This is a genomic window from Cystobacter fuscus (genome assembly GCF_002305875.1).
GTDB lineage: Bacteria > Myxococcota > Myxococcia > Myxococcales > Myxococcaceae > Cystobacter > Cystobacter fuscus_A.
The window spans coordinates 11,134,903-11,150,123 of sequence record NZ_CP022098.1 but is presented as its reverse complement, the minus strand read 5'-3'; the positions used below and the strand labels follow the sequence as shown (position 1 = coordinate 11,150,123).

Below are 15,221 nucleotides of genomic sequence, written 5' to 3'. Positions count from 1 at the left end.
GGATGATAACTTTTTTATCTCGTTGACGTGAAAACCATGTCAGGAGAACCGGAGATGCCGCGATAAGCCTGACATCGGAAAGGGAGTACCCGTGGGAGCCCCCTTCCCGGTGAGCAACACGTCAGGAGGAGACGCTCGGGCCTTGACCTTGGAACGGACCTCCCCGCTGCCCTCTGCTATCGCGCTGCGTCGATCGTCTCGAGAATGGCGATGAACGAGGCTCGACGCCACACCCTGCCACCCACTAGTCTTGCCAGTACTCCAGGGAAATCAGTGTCGCCGCCTCGCGAATGAGGTGGCACGACAATGGGCTCTGGTGAGTCCAGAGGGGGAGTACGACATGTGCCAGAAGCTTTGCGGAAACCATTCGAACCATGACGGCGAGCCAGTGAATGCGGGCTCCTCCCGTCGCGAGTTTCTCTCGGGAGGGGCTCTAGCCCTCGGGGCCGCGGTGGCCTCCTCGGTCCCCACGCCGGTGCTGGCGGCGACCGCGCGGGGGGACCTGTCGCAAGAGGGCGGTGCCAGGGACCAGGACATGCCAAGGGACACCGGTGCTTCGAACCGGCGCTACCTGCTCAAGGGCGGCGCGGTCCTCAGCATGGATCCCCAGGTGGGAAACTTCGCCCAGGGCGACGTGCTCATCGAAGGCAAGCGGATCGTCGCGGTGGGAGCCAGGCTGAACGCTCCCGGTGCGGCGATCATCGATGCCGCGGGCATGATCGTCATGCCAGGGTTCGTGGATACCCACCACCATCAATACCAGACCGCGCTGCGCAGCTTCCTGTCCGACGGCCTGCTGTTCAACGATGGGTTGCCGCACGGCGAGAAGAATTACCTCGACTACATCCACACCAAGATCACGCCGGTCTTCAGGCCTCAGGACGCCTACCTCGCCGAGCTCGTCTCGTCGCTCAGCCAGCTGGACGCGGGGGTGACCACGGTCGTCGACACGTCGCAGGTGGGACATACTCCGGCGCACACCGATGCGGTCATCCAGGGGCTTCAGGATGCGGGCCGACGCGCGGTGTTTGTGTATTCACCGGGAGTGGGTCCCGGCAACATCTTCCCGAGGGATCTCCAGCGGATCCGCGGCCGGTACTTCTCCTCGACCGATCAGCTCCTGACCCTGGCGATGGGCGGGGAGGTGTTCGACGCCTCGTTCCGGACCTACTGGGCGATCGGGCGCCAGAATGGCCTGCCCATCGTGACGCACCTCGTCGGCAGCCTCGGCCAGGAGACGCTGGTGGAGCAGCTCGCGAGCGAGAACCTGCTCGGGCCCGACCTCGTCTTCATCCACGCCAGCCGCATCTCGGAGGGCTCCTGGCAGGCGATCGCCCGCTCGGGGGCAAGCGTCTCGATCGCGGCCCCGATCGAGATGGCCATGCGGCACGGCCTGCCGCCGATCCAGTCCGCGCTCGATCATGGCGTCCAGCCCGCGCTCAGCACGGATGTCGAGTGCACCATGACCGCGGACTTCTTCACCCAGATGCGGACCGTCTTCACGCTCCAGCGGGCACTCATCAACGAGCGCGCGATCAACGGCGAGACGAACCTGCCCGAGCTCCTCACGTGCCGCGACGTGATTCGCTTCGCCACGGTCGAGGGGGCCCGGGTGGCCGGCCTCTCCCACAAGATCGGCTCGCTGACGCCGGGCAAGGAGGCCGACATCCTCCTGCTGCGCGCGAATGCCCTCAACGTGGCCCCGCTCAACAATGTGCCGGGGGCCGTCGTCACGTTGATGGACCGCAGCAACGTGGACACGGTCATCGTCGCGGGACGGATCCGCAAGTGGCGAGGCGCCCTCGTCGATGTGAACTGGGCCCCCCTGCGTGCCGCCCTCGAAGCGTCCAGGGACTACCTCCTCCAGGCGGCGGGCGTCCAGCGCGTGCTCTTCTGATGGAGAGTTCGGGGGTGTTGCGTGAGCGCGGCCCTGGGGGTGGACTCCATCCATGTTGAACCTTCCAGGCTATACGCTCCGTCGTCCGGTCCGCGCCACCGACTCGAACCTGCTGTTCCAGGCGGTGCGCGAGGCGGATGGCGCACCGGTCATCATCAAGACGCCGGTGGACCCCTGCGCTGGCCCGCGCGAGGACGAGCGGTACCGCCGGGAGCACAACATCCTGCGGAGGCTGCTGGGCGTGCGCGGCGTCACCCGGCCCCATGGGTGCGAGCGGGTCAACGGCCGCCCCGTCCTGGTACTGGAGGAGGTGCAGGGGGTGGCCCTCTCCGAGGCGGTGGGCCAGCCCTTCGAACTCGTCCGCTTCCTCGAGCTGGCTGTCTCCCTGACCTCGACCCTGGCGGAGATTCACCTCCGGGGAGTCATCCACAAGGACATCAAGCCCTCCAACATCATCGTCATGCCCTCGGGCGAGCCGCGCATCATCGACTTTGGTGCCGCCACCCTCCAGCGCACCGAGCATGTGGACGCGGCGCCGACCCACCTGATCGAGGGAACGCTGGCCTACATGTCCCCGGAGCAGACCGGGCGCATGAACCGCGTGGTGGACTACCGCACCGACTTCTACTCGCTGGGCGTGACGTTCTACGAGCTGCTCACGGGCGTCCGGCCGTTCCAGGGGCGTGACGCGCTCGAGTGGTTCCATGCGCACATGGCCCAGCTGCCGAGGCCGCCGCACGAACTCGTCGCCAGCGTCCCGCCCGTGCTGTCCGCGATCGTGATGCGGTGCCTGGCCAAGGTCGCCGAGGAGCGCTACCAGAGCGCCGAGGGGCTACGGCACGACCTCGCGGAGTGCGGGGAGTCTCTGCGCCGGGGCGCGCTCGAACTCTTCGTGCTGGGCAAGCGGGACATCCCCAGCCGCTTCCAGCTCCCCCAGCGGCTCTACGGGCGAGACACCCACGTCGCCACCCTGCTCCAGGGCTTCGAGCGAATCGCGCGCGGAGGTCGGCCCGAGCTCATCCTGGTCCGCGGCTACTCCGGCATCGGCAAGTCGTCGGTGGTCCACGAGCTGCACAAGCCCGTGGTTCAGCGGCGCGGGTTCTTCCTGAGCGGCAAGTTCGATCAGCTCCAGCGGGACGTTCCCTACGCCACCCTGGCCGAGGCCATCCGGGGGTTGGTGCGCCAGTTGCTGGCGGGCACCGACGAGGAGGTGGCCCGGTGGCGTGAGCGCCTGCGGGAGGCCCTCCAGGGCAATGGCCAGGTCCTCGTGGAGCTGGTTCCACAGCTCACGCTCCTCCTGGGCCCGCAGCCGGCGGTCCCGGAGCTTCCGCCCGTCGAGGCGCGGCACCGCTTCAACCAGGTGTTCCTCCGCTTCCTCGGCGTCTTCGCCACCGCCGAGCACCCGCTCGTCATGTTCCTGGATGACTTGCAGTGGGCGGACCTGGCCAGCCTCCGGCTCCTCCAGTCCCTGCTCACCGCGGAGGAGGCGCCAGCGGTGCTGTGGATCGGGGCCTACCGGGACAACGAGGTCAGCCCCTCCCACCCGCTGATGATGATGCTCGGGGAGGTGCACGAGGCGAAGGTCGCGGTGACCGACCTCCAGCTCGCGCCGCTGAGCCTGGAGCAGCTCCAGCACCTCGTGGGCGATGCGCTCCCGGGCGCGGGGGCGGAGGTCATCCTGCCCCTGTCGCAACAGGTGTACGAGAAGACGGGCGGCAACCCGTTCTTCCTCCTGCAGTTGATGCAGGCGTTGCACCACGATGGCCTCCTCGGCCGCATTCCCGGAGGGGGCTGGTGCTGGGATGCCGAGGGCGTCCGGGCCCGCGGGTACTCCGACAACATCGTCGACTTCATGGCTCGCAACCTGCACCAGCTTTCCGCGAGCACCCGGCACCTGCTCCCCCTGGCGGCGTGCCTGGGCAACAGCTTCTCACTCGGGATGCTGGCCCTCATCGCCGGCCTGGAGGCGGACGAGGTGGAGCGGGGCCTCGAGCCGGCGCTCCAGGAGAGCCTGGTGGTGCGCAGTGCCTCGGAGCAGTACCGGTTCCTGCATGATCGCATCCAGCAGGCGGCGCATGCCCTCATCCCCGAAGGCGAGCGCCAGGCGATCCACGTGCGCATCGGGCGCCTGCTGCTGGAGCGCCTGTCCGCCGAGGAGGTGCGCGAGAGGCTCTTCGAGATCGTGAGCCAGCTCAACACCGGGGTGGAGCTCATCGGCGGCCACGAGGAGCGCCACCGCCTCGCGCGCCTGAACGCCGAGGCGGGCTGGAAGGCCCGGGCCTCCAGCGCGCACGGCTCGGCCGCCGCCTATCTCGCGATGGCCTTCTCGCTCATCCCGGGCGATCCCTGGGCGCTGGACCCCGCGCTGGCCTTCAAGGTGCGGCTGGATCGGGCGAGCAGCGAGCTCATGAGCGGCAATCTCGCCGAGGCCCGCCGCCTGCTGGAAGAGCTGTGCTCGCGGGCACGGAACCGGGCGGACATCGCCGCCGCCTACACCTTGAGGCATGAGGTGCACCTCATCGTCGGCGAGATCGAGGCCTCCGTCACCTGCCTCCTGGAGGGACTGACCCTGCTGGGCATGCCGATGTCTCCGCATCCCTCCTGGGAGGAGGCCGTGGCCGCCCGGGAGGAGGTCCAGGCCCTGCTGGGGGGCCGTTCCATCGAGAGCCTCGTCGAGCTGCCGCTGATGACGGACGCGGACATGAAGCCGGTGATGAGCGTCCTGGGCCGCCTCTTCCCCTCCGCCTACTTCACCGACAACAACCTGCTCGTCCTCCATGTCTGCCGGATGGTCTCCCTGAGCCTGCGCTACGGCAACACCAACGAGTCGGCGATCGGGTACAGCTCGCTCGGCATCCTGCTCGGGATGTTCTTCAAGAGCTATCAGGAGGGCTATGCCTATGGCGTGCTCGCCCGCGCGCTCGTGGATCGGTACGACCTGACCCAGGAGCGGGTCCGGGCGTTCTTCAACCTGGAGATGATCAGCTACTGGTGCCGGCCCCTGGCCGAGGCGCACGCGCACGCGCTGAATGCCTTCCAGCACGCGGTCCAGAGCAACGACTATCTGTTCGCCTGTTACATCGTCGGCCATGTCGTCTGGAATCGGCAGGCCATGGGGCACCCCCTGGATGACGTCTACCAGGATGCGATCGCCCGGATGGACTTCATGCGCAAGACGGGCTTCGTGGGGGTGGTGGATACCACCCTCATCGTCCTGCGCTACATGCAGACACTGCGGGGCAACTCACCCACGTTCGGCACGCTGGATGGAGAGGGGTTCGACGAGAAGGCTCTCGAGGCCTCGTTGTCGCCGGCCCACATGAGCAGCATGGTGTGCCAGTACTGGCTCTCCAAGATGCAGGCGCGCTTCATGTGCGGCTCCTACGCGGAGGCCCGTGAGGCGGGGGACAAGGCGGCGGCGTTCATCTGGTCCTTCATCGGCATCATCCCCCTCCTGGACTTCCACCTCTTCCGCGCCCTCACCCTGGTCGCGTGCTGTGAGGGCGCGACGGAGGAGGAGCGGCGGCGCTACCTCGAGGCCGCCGAGGCGCACGGGCGACAGCTCGAGGAATGGGCAGGCAACTGTCCCGAGACCTTCCGCGCGCTCGAGCGGCTCGTCTTCGCGGAACTGGCCCGCGTCCGGGGCCACCTGGAGCAGGCGCTCCCCGCGTACGAGGAGGCCCTCCGCTCGGCCCGCGACCACGGCTTCATCCACTACGTGGCCTTGGTGTGTGAGCTGGCGGCGAACTTCTACCGCAAGCGGCAGGCTCCTTTCATCGCGGAGGCCTACGCGCGCCAGGCCCGGGAGGCGTACGCGCAGTGGGGAGCCCAGGGCAAGGTCAAGCAGCTGGACGTCCTGTGGCCGTCCCTGATGCGCCCGGTGGCGGCACCCACGGGTGGCACTACCACCTCCTCCTCGGGGTCCCAGGAGATCGACGCGCTCGCCGTGGTCAAGGCTCAGCAGGCCATCTCCAGCGAGATCGTCCTCGAGCGGCTGGCGTCCACGCTCATCCGGGTCGCCACCGAGAGCGCGGGGGCCCAGCGGGGAGCCCTGCTGTTGCCGCGCGGTGACAAGCTCGAGGTCGTGGTCGACACGGATGCCTCGGGCGGCACGCGGGCCGCTCTGCCCTGGACGATCCTCTCCTACGTCCGGCGCACGCGCGAGCATGTGCTCATTGGCGACGCGGCGGCGCCTCACCCGTTCTCGGGCGAGCCCTACCTCGAGCACAGTGGCGCCAGGTCCGTGCTCTGCCTGCCGCTGATGCGCCAGGAGTCGTTGTCGGGGGTGATGTACCTGGAGAACCGGTTCGCCTCCGGGGCGTTCACGCCGGAGCGCATCCTGCTGCTGGGGCAGCTCGCCTCGCAGGCCGCCATCTCCATCGAGAACGCCCGGCTGTACGCCGAGCTTCAGCGCACCGAGGCCGCCCTGCGCGGCGCCAACGACGAGCTGGAGCGGCGGGTGGAGGAGCGCACGCGCGAACTCAAGCAGGCCCAGGCCCAGCTGGTGGACACGGCCCGTGCGGCGGGCATGGCCGAGGTCGCCTCGGACGTGCTGCACAACGTGGGCAACGTCCTCACCAGCGCCGTCATCAACCTGGAGCTGATGCGCTCCGGGGTCGCGGCCTCACGCTTCGACCGGGCGGCTCAACTCTCCGCCCTGCTCAAGGAGCACCAGGCGGACCTGGTCGGCTTCCTGACGCGCGACCCGAAAGGCCGCGTCCTGCCGGACTACCTGCTGGCACTCACCGAGGCGCTCCGCCAGGAGCGGCTCCAACTCCAGACGAACCTGAACGAGATGAGTCTGCATCTCGAGCACATCCACGCCATCATCCGGGTGCAGCAGGACTACGCCAAGACATCACTCATCCTCAGTGAGTGGGATCTCACCCAGCTCATCGAGGACAGCCTGCGCTTCCAGTTGGTCACGCTGCAGCGCCACGGCATTTCCGTGACGCGCGAGTTCACCGACGCTCCCAGGATGCAGGTGGACAAGCACAAGGTGTTGCAGATCCTCATCAACCTCCTGAGCAACGCCAAGGATGCCATGGCCGAGCTCCCCGAGGGGCGACGTCACCTGTGCGTGCGGCTCACGGTCCAGGGGAGCGTGGCCCGGATTCAGGTGGTGGACAGCGGCAAGGGCTTCGCGCGGGAGCTCCACAGGCAACTCTTCGCGCTCGGCTTCACCACCCGCGAGGAGGGGCATGGCTTTGGCCTGCACTCGAGCGCGCTGGCGGCGCAGATGATGGGGGGCCGCCTGCTGCTGGAGAGCGAAGGCCCCGGCAAGGGCGCCACGGCCACGCTCGAGCTCCCCCTCTCTCGGCCGCTCTGACGCGGGGCCTCGATGAATTCCCGGGCTCGTCAGGCTGTCTTGGTCCACATGTCCCCCAGCACCTCTGTGTCCCTCGGTGTCCTCGCGGTCTGCCTCGGCCTCCTGACCCCCTCGCGGGCGGCGCGCGCCGAGGAAGGCGACTGTCTCGTCTGGGCACAACCTGACTCGAGCAAGCGTCCCGGAGGCGGCTTGCACAAGATCAAGATCCGCATGCCCGACGCGATGGCCCGAGACGAAGCGAGCTTGAAGCACGTCGCCGCGGGCCTCGCGAGCGTCGGCGCCCGGGTGCTCTTCGAGTACGGCGCCGGCTCCGGATTTCCCTTCTTCGTCCAGGCGACCGACTCACAACTGGATGCCCTGGCGGCCCGTCTCACGAGGCTCTACCAGAATCCGGTCGAGCAGGTCCGGGCCTGGTTTCAATATGCCGATGACGTGGACGTGCTCGAAAGCGTCGGCCTGGGCCTGATCGTCGATACCGGCAGGACGCGACCGGATCAGCTCCCGGTGCCGCGAGGGTGGACCCTCGCGGCTGGACCCGAGCAGCCGGTGTATTGGCTGGTCCACTTCGCCGCACCCATGTTCGGTGATTCACCGTGGCTCGCATCCTTGCAGCACGCCCCGGCACTCGCGAGTCCAGCGCCGGTGGTGCTGGTCGACTGGAATGCGACCACCGCCGTGGTCCGCATGAGCGCGGTTCAAGCAGGTCAGGTCCGCCGGTTGCCTGGAGTGGACTGGGTCGGTCGCTACGAGGCGGCATTGAAGCTCGGGCGAAGCCTCGGCCCGCTCTCCGGTTGTCTGGAAGGACGCGCCGGTGCTGCACGACTGCTTCGCTCCGCCGAGGCCCTGCCCGAGGAGGAAGTGGAGCTCGTGGTCGGACTCTTCGAGTCGAACCCGAAGTTGAGCAAGGCGATCATTGCCCAGGGCGGAGCGGTGTCCGAGGGGGGCGAGGACATGCTTATCGTCAAGGGACCGCGGCGGCTGATCCGCTGGCTTGCCCGCCGCGTTGAAGTTCGCTTCCTGGACGTGGCGGCCACCGGGGGTCCAGCCGTGGACGGGCTCGGCTCACCTGTTTCAGCGCCTCGTGCCCCTCATTCTCCCTCGAAGGAGTCGGAATTTTGACCCCGCCCCTCATCGTGCGTGTGCTCGGAGCACTCTCGGCGGCAGTGCTGCTTGGGGGGTGCCCCACCTCGCGTTACCTCTTCATTCCCATCGCCCACGCGCCCAGCGGGAGCGCCAGCAACTGCATCGAGGTCTGCTCTCGAGCCTTGGGCGTACCCCCGTCGGTCAGTTGTGGCTGGAGCGGCGAAGAGGTCCGATGCATCTACTCGGAGCGCGCTCCGGCGCTCCCGAGTCGTCCCTTGGAAGACTCCGCCTGCCGGGCCTCCTGCACGAAGGCCGGCATGCCCGATGTCGAGAGCTGCGAGGCAATCACCGCCATGAATGGGGAGCCGCTGGTGGCTTGCGCCTATCGAGTGGGCTACCTCTGAGCCCCCCCGCCTGGGGAGGAGTCATTTCCAGGGCCTCATCGGCCTGGGGGAATGGGGGTCACTTCGGGGCGCGCACGCGCCGCGAGCGTCGTCGTGAAGAAGGCCAGCCCATCCTCGCGGCCTTGCTCGAACAAGCGCTCGACGATCGTCACCCGGGGAAGGAGCGCGGTGATCAGCGGTGGCTCCTCCTTGGGGAAGATGTCGAGCCGCTTGCGCTGGAAGGAAGGCGTAGGGGAGACCAGGACCGTGTGGGCATCCAGTTGGGGCAAGTTGTTCGAGGCCCCTCCGTCCAGCGCGGGAAAGCCGCCGTAGAAGACGGGCCGTTCGTAGTACAGGGGGATGTAGCAGGACGCGAGCGCGATGCGGAGCAGCTCCTCGTTCGAGCGGAGTTCGCGCTCTGGCAGCAGCAGGTTGCGCAGGGTCGGCAGGCGGGTCACCGAGATGTAGACCCGCCCCCGCACGCGCAGATAGGTGTCCTCGGGCATCAGCCGCCGCAGGCCCGCGGTCACCGTCTGGCTCATCCGCCCGAAGGGTCCCAACCACCTCGGCTCCACGTCTCGCACCATCGTGATGATGAAGTCCAGTGCGTCCGCCGTCTTGATTTCCGCGGCCGCCAGGATCGCCGCCAAGCTTCCAGAGGAGGCCCCCAGGAACGTCGTCCGCGACAGGTCGCACACCTCGCGCGCCACATCGATGACGCCGAGATGGTACGAGATGAGCCACGCGCACCCGGAGAAGGAAATGGACGGCAGCGGAATTCCCGGGGACCCAGTCGGCGCAGTCTCTCTCCTGTTCAGGATCATGTTGCTCATGGGTTCATGGACCTCGGCGCTCGGTGCACCCGCTACTATATCGCACCAAGGCCCCACCCGCCCGCTGAGTCCCACTCGAGGGTCCCGCCGTCGGGGAAGCTGGCAATGAATGGCGTGGCATGTCGATGGGCGCCTCGCGGGAAAAGCATGCATGAGGCGTTCTCCTCCGCATGCGCATTTCACTGATTCCGGAGGTTCTGGCGGCGGGTTCGATTCCCGCCGCTCAGAGATGCCTCAAGCTCATTCGTGGAAGCGGCGCTCCCAGCGGCGGATGTGCTCGGGGACCTCTTGGTTTCGTGGGTACTGTCTGTAATAGAGGGCGGGTTCCAATACACGTGCCAGTTCCCGGTAGGCGGGCAGCGTGCGGCCTCGCTCGATGTCACCCGCGTCAGGTCGGGCGCCAAGGGTGATGACGGCCCGTCCCTCCTTCATTTCCTGAAGGGTGGTATCCGGCGAGTGCAACCGGGCCCGGAGACCCGCTGCTCCTCCCAGTCCGTCCAACACGGGATGACCCAGGAAGTTCAACCAATTAGGGCAGGGGGACGTCAGCTCCATCGCGAGCTCGCGCTCATGTTTGGCGCCGTGCTCCTCCAAGTGGGCTTGCCCGTGCTCGCCGGAGTCCCGGGAAGGGAGCACCCGTGGGTGCCCCCTTCCCGGGGTGCAACACTTCAAGGAGCGGCGCTCAGGCCTCGACCTTACGCTCGTCCCCATTGGGGCGCAGCGTCGGGACTTCCAGATCCTGGGCGCCGTTGGTCGTCGTGGTGGGGAGCATCGCCGCGTCGATGGCCCGCATCTCGTCTTCGGCGAAGCCATGGAAGGCCACGGTGCGGTGCGGGCGCACCTGGGAGAGCGAGTACAGCTCGTTGTAGGCGTGGAGCACCCGCGGCTGCTTGCCCAGCATCGCGAAGGCACGGCCCACCGCCGCCGGGTACTGGCCCTTGGCCTCGGCCACCAGCGACGCCACCTGGGCGCTCGTCTGCGCGTCCAGGAGCGCCACGCGCTGGCGTCCCTCCTCCTCCACCTCCGCCGTGGCGCGCTCGAGCCGCGCCGACAGCGTGTCGAACACCTGCTGGGCCACCTCGGGGCGCAGGCTCACGTTGCGGACGAGCACCCGCTCCACTTCCAGGCCCCAGCGCTGCGTCTCGTCCTGGATGTCCTGGCGCACCTTCTCGCCCAGCTCGCTGCGGTCACACAGGATGTGCTCGAACGAGCGGTTGCCCAGGATGGACAGCGCCGCGTGGGTGACGAGCGCCCGGAGCGACTTGTCCCAGTCCGCCACCCCGAAGAGCGCGCGCGCCGGATCCGCCACCCGGAACTCCAGCCACAGGTCCACGATGACCGTGGTGCCCCGCGCGTCGTTGACCTGGATGTTGGTGATGTCGCGGAAGTCGCGCGCCCGGCTCACCGGGAACGTGCGCACCCAGGGCAGCACGCGCTCGGGCACCCAGTGCCAGCCCGGCTTGCTCAGCGTCTTCTCCAGCTTGCCAAAGCGCGTGACGAGCACCGTCTCCTCGTCCTCCACCTGGAGGCCGAACAGGCGCCCCAGTCCAATCAGGAAGGGCACGGTGCACAGGCCCGCGACGATACCGCCGATGAGTTGAAGCAGTTGGCTCGAGTTCATGGGGGTTACTGTCCCTTGAGGTAGACGGTGCGCGACTCGGACATGACCTCGGCCCGGCGGCGCGACACGTAGAGGTGGAGGGTGTTCTGCCGGTCGAGCTCCGAGAGGAACTCGCCCAGCTTGAGGATTTCCGTCTCGGTCGCCGCGGCGCGCGCCCGGGCGATCTCCACGCCGCGCGCGGCGGCCAGCACGCGCTGCTGGCACTCCGCTCCGGCGCGCGCATAGGCCGCGTCCGACTCGTTCTGCGCGGCGATGACGGCGTTGAGCGCGCTGTCCAGCTCATCCGGTGGCAGCACGTCCGTGAGGTCCACGCCCACGAACTGCACGCCGTACTTGCGGCCGATCTCCTTGTGGCAGAACGCCTCGATGCGCTGGCTGAGCAGCCGGCGCTCGCGGCGGATGAGCGCGTAGGAGTTCTCACCCGCCTGGTTCGCCGCGGCCAGCGCGCCGCTCACCGTCTCCGGACCCGCGGCGGGAGCGTGGAAGTTGGCGATCTCGTTGCGCAACAGGCAGGAGAACAGCCCGGTGATGTGCTCCACCGGCGCGCGCAGGCCGAAGAGGAAGTGGCCCAGGCTGTCGCGCACGGGCACGTAGCGCAGGGTGCTGTCGAAGCGCAGCACCGTGCCGTCTCCCGTCATCGCCGTCTGGCCGCCCTTCTCGCCGGCCAGCTCCAGGGCCTGCTCCATCATGGGGATGTCATGCGCCCTCTCCCAGGGCAGCTTGCGGTGCAGCCCCGGACCCCAGGTGCGCAGCGTCTTGCCATCGGCCTCGGTCCGCGCCGCGCCGAAGGCGGTGAGCACCGTCAGGTGTCCCTCCTCCACCCGGAAGAAGCAGCGGGACAGCACATAGGCGCCGTAGACCGTCGCGCCCATCAGGATTCCCATCAAGAACATGGTTGTGTGACTCCGTAGGAAAGGTTGTCGTTCACGGGGGCCCCGCGCTCAGAAGCGCTCGTCGCGGGAGCGCCGCCAGTTCGTCCATCCGGACGTGGGCTCGGTGTTGTTGTGGGTTGCCAGGGGACGCGTGGTCTGCCGGACCTCCCCGTCCTGGGTACGGTAGGCGGCGGCCAGGCCTCGGTTGACGTCCACCACGTCCTCGTTGAACTCGCGGTGGGCCTCGCTCACCGGCGGCAGGCGCTCGGCCTTCTCCGCGGTGTCCACGATGGTGCCGTGGGGGACGAATCTCCCATCCGGCACCTCCACGCCCACCACGATGGCGCCGATGCCGATGTAGCAGTGGCTGCCGACGACGGCGTCGTGCACCACCGCCTTGAAGCCCACGAAGGTGTCATCCCCGATGTAGCAGGGGCCGTGCACCAGGGCGTTGTGGGCCATGGAGACGTTCTTGCCCACGTACACCGCCCACTCCTCGCCGCCCACCATCACCTTGCGCTCCTTGAGGGCGTGGATGACCACGCCGTCCTGGATGTTGGAGTTGGCGCCGATGTGGAAGGGCGTGCCCTCGTCCGCGCGCACCGAGCTGCCCGCGGCGATGTGCACATGGTCGCCGAGCACCACCCGGCCGATGACCGCCGCCTGCGGGTGGACGAACGAGGAGCTCGACATGAGGGGCCGGGACTTGATGTGCCGCAGCCAGCCGAGCGAGTGCGGCGAGGCCTCCAGGTGGCTCGGGTGCCGTGCCGCGGCGTGGGCCCGCGAGAGCACCGCGCGCACGCCCTGCTGCTTCTGCTCCTGCGAGGGCGCGCTCGGGTGCGGCTTGTGCCTGCGCCGGTGCAGCCAGGCGCCCACCGCGTGAATCACCATGCCGCCCGCGAGGCCCTCCACCAGGTGGCCGCTCAACGTGCCCGCCGCCGTGACGAGGAAGGCCACCGCCTCCACCCGCTCCTCCTTCCACAGGTGGACCAACGTGCCCACCTCCACCAGGCGCAGGCCCACCACGCACAAGAGCCCCGCCAGGCCCGCCAGCGGCACCTTGGCGATTTGATCCGACAGGTACAGCATCACGAAGAGCAGGGACGCGGAGTGCAGGAAGGAGGCGAGGCGGGTGCGGCCTCCGCTCTGCACGTTGACGCCCGAGCGCACCACCACGCCCGTGACGGGCATGCCGCCCATCACCCCGGAGCCCAGGTTGGCCAGGCCCTGGCCGAGCAGCTCCAGCGTGGGCTGGTGGGGCCGAGCGTTGGGGGCCATGCGGTCGGTGACGCGCGCGGACAGGAGCGACTCGGCCGCGGCGAGGATGCCGAGCGGCAGGGCCGCGGCGAACAGCTCCAGCCAACGGCCCTGCAGGGCCGGCAGCGAGGGAGGCGGGAGGCTGGAGGGGACCTCGCCCACGCGGGAGATGTCCCAGCCGAGGTAGCTGGCCAGCGCCGTGACGATGCCCACGCCCACCAGCGCCGCCGGGAAGCGCTTGAGGTGCCGCGCGGCGACCACCAGGAAGGCGACCGCGAGGCCCGACAGCGTCGACAGCCAGGACACCTCGTGCAGCCACTCCGGCCGGTGCATCATCTGCGCGAGCTCGAACACCCGGTAGTCGAAGCCGAGCAGCTCGGGAATCTGTTGATCGAGCAGCTTGATGCCCACGCCCGTGGTGAAGCCAGCGAGCACCGACTCGGGCACGTACTTCATCAGCCGGCCGGCGCGGCCCAGGGAGAGCAGCAACTGCATGCCGCCCACCGCCATGGCGGCGGCGGCCGCACCCGCCACGCCGAAGCGGGCGACCAGGGCGAACACCATGGTGGACAGCGCCGCGGCGGGGCCCGTCACCTGCAGGGGCGTGCCGCCCATCATCGCCGCGATGCCGCCGCCCACCACGCCGGCGATGAGGCCCGCCGAGGGAGGCAGGCCGCTGGCCACCGCCAGGGCCAGGTTGAGCGGCAGCGCCACCGCCGCCACGGTGACACCGGACAGCACGTCCTGGGGAATGAAGCGCACCACGTCCTTCCAGGAGTCCACCAGGTAGCGGCGCACCGAGTGCCACTCGGCGCCGAAGCTGTCCTCCGAGGGCGGGGGGCGTTGTCTCTCCAGGACGCGCGACAGGGGCCTTGGCGCGGGCAGGCGCCGGGCGCGCGTCAGGGCACTCTTCTCGCGCGTCAGGGCATTCTTCTCACGGGCTCGTTGCATGGGCATACACGTGTGGAAACCGGCACGTGCCAGAGGGCACGCGGCCGAGGGGTGAAAGGGACGCCGGGCGGGTGGCAAGGACACGGGAGTGCCTTGCCTCGCGCGGAGGAGCGGTGGCGAAAGGACGTGGCGGAGCGCCGTGGGGGGACGCGGGGTCCGTCACGTGCGCGCGCGCATCAGCACCCGGGGCACGGATGCCGGGCGGACGTCGGGCGCGGCCGGAGCCCGGTCAGCGACAGAAGGGTTCTTCGTCCGGGACTGGATTCGACGGCCGCCACACCACCACCGCCCGGGGGGTGATGACCTGCGCGGGTGGCAGCACCCGCGCGCGGCGGTCCTGCCGCGCACGTGGGGTTTCTCGAGGGGGACACGGCGGCAGGCGGCGTGCTCCCGACAGCCGGGCCATGATGCGCGAGAGCGTGAAATCCTTGTCGAGCGATTCCTGCGTCTCCTCGGTCGCCGCGGCACTGCGGACGGCCAGCTTCCAGGTGTAGGCGGTGAGCGGGCCGAGCAGCCCGAACACCAACAACCCCAGGAGCATGTGATGGATGACGCGCCTCATCGGCCTCGGGGCCCCCCACGCAGGTGGTAAAACCAGCCAAAACCCAATTCTTCTAACACTTCCGGGCGGGTCATGTGCAAGTCAATCGCACCAGGACTTTTCTCATTCCTTTTGGAGAAAAGTGGACGACGAATGGATTCATTTCACCTGAAAGTAGTTGAGTGAATCTAATGGTTTGCATCCATCAGGTTGAAATCGTGGGAGGTGCTACGGAGTGCACAGCGGTTCCAGGGCGGGCGTGGTCAGGGGGGTGACGCCGGTGCGTCGCCGCCCATGACGGGTTGGCCCTCGCTCACTGATGTTGTGCCTGGTGCCGCCGTGGATGGAGCCCACCCAGGCGGGGCATCCGTCTCCATGGAGAGATGGTGCTCTCTTGACCCAAGAGGACATGTGAAGGGACTTGACTTGAATGGTCAAATCCTGTCCCGTGTGG

9 protein-coding genes are annotated in these 15,221 nt (G+C 68.6%); 3 read left to right on the top strand and 6 right to left on the bottom strand.

Features of this window, described 5'->3' with window-relative positions:
• The first annotated feature begins 451 nt into the window (after positions 1-451).
• From CYFUS_RS45140 to CYFUS_RS45130, 3 genes are all read left to right on the top strand, one after another.
• On the top strand, positions 452-1,897 hold the full coding sequence (locus CYFUS_RS45140) for an amidohydrolase family protein (protein WP_232537177.1): 1,446 nt from the start codon (positions 452-454) through the stop codon (positions 1,895-1,897).
• 52 nt (positions 1,898-1,949) lie between these two features.
• Complete coding sequence (locus CYFUS_RS45135) at positions 1,950-7,226, top strand: trifunctional serine/threonine-protein kinase/ATP-binding protein/sensor histidine kinase (RefSeq protein ID WP_095990857.1); 5,277 nt, start codon at positions 1,950-1,952, stop codon at positions 7,224-7,226.
• A 189-nt stretch (positions 7,227-7,415) separates the two neighbouring features.
• Complete coding sequence (locus CYFUS_RS45130; RefSeq protein ID WP_157759019.1) at positions 7,416-8,345, top strand: hypothetical protein; 930 nt, start codon at positions 7,416-7,418, stop codon at positions 8,343-8,345.
• A gap of 403 nt (positions 8,346-8,748) precedes the next feature.
• Here CYFUS_RS45130 and CYFUS_RS45120 read toward each other — a convergent pair whose 3' ends face one another.
• The 6 genes from CYFUS_RS45120 to CYFUS_RS45095 all read right to left on the bottom strand — a co-directional run bounded on the left by CYFUS_RS45120 (position 8,749) and on the right by CYFUS_RS45095 (position 14,788).
• A complete protein-coding gene (locus CYFUS_RS45120) occupies positions 8,749-9,525 on the bottom strand; it encodes a patatin-like phospholipase family protein (protein WP_157759018.1) in 777 nt (258 codons plus the stop codon).
• 240 nt (positions 9,526-9,765) lie between these two features.
• Positions 9,766-10,080, bottom strand: a complete 315-nt coding sequence (locus CYFUS_RS53530) for a type VI immunity family protein (protein ID WP_232537176.1) — start codon at positions 10,078-10,080, stop codon at positions 9,766-9,768.
• A gap of 127 nt (positions 10,081-10,207) precedes the next feature.
• Positions 10,208-11,146: an SPFH domain-containing protein gene (locus CYFUS_RS53525; RefSeq protein WP_095990852.1), complete on the bottom strand. Its 939-nt coding sequence runs from the start codon at positions 11,144-11,146 to the stop codon at positions 10,208-10,210.
• 5 nt (positions 11,147-11,151) lie between these two features.
• Complete coding sequence (locus CYFUS_RS45105) at positions 11,152-12,039, bottom strand: SPFH domain-containing protein (RefSeq protein ID WP_095990851.1); 888 nt, start codon at positions 12,037-12,039, stop codon at positions 11,152-11,154.
• Positions 12,040-12,087: 48 nt separating this feature from the next.
• Positions 12,088-14,226 carry a SulP family inorganic anion transporter gene (locus CYFUS_RS45100; protein ID WP_198316359.1) on the bottom strand — a complete coding sequence of 713 codons (2,139 nt, stop codon included), beginning with the start codon at positions 14,224-14,226 and terminating at the stop codon, positions 12,088-12,090.
• A 229-nt stretch (positions 14,227-14,455) separates the two neighbouring features.
• The gene (locus CYFUS_RS45095) at positions 14,456-14,788 is read right to left on the bottom strand and encodes a hypothetical protein (RefSeq protein WP_157759017.1); all 333 of its coding nucleotides are present in this window, start codon (positions 14,786-14,788) and stop codon (positions 14,456-14,458) included.
• Positions 14,789-15,221 lie beyond the last annotated feature (433 nt).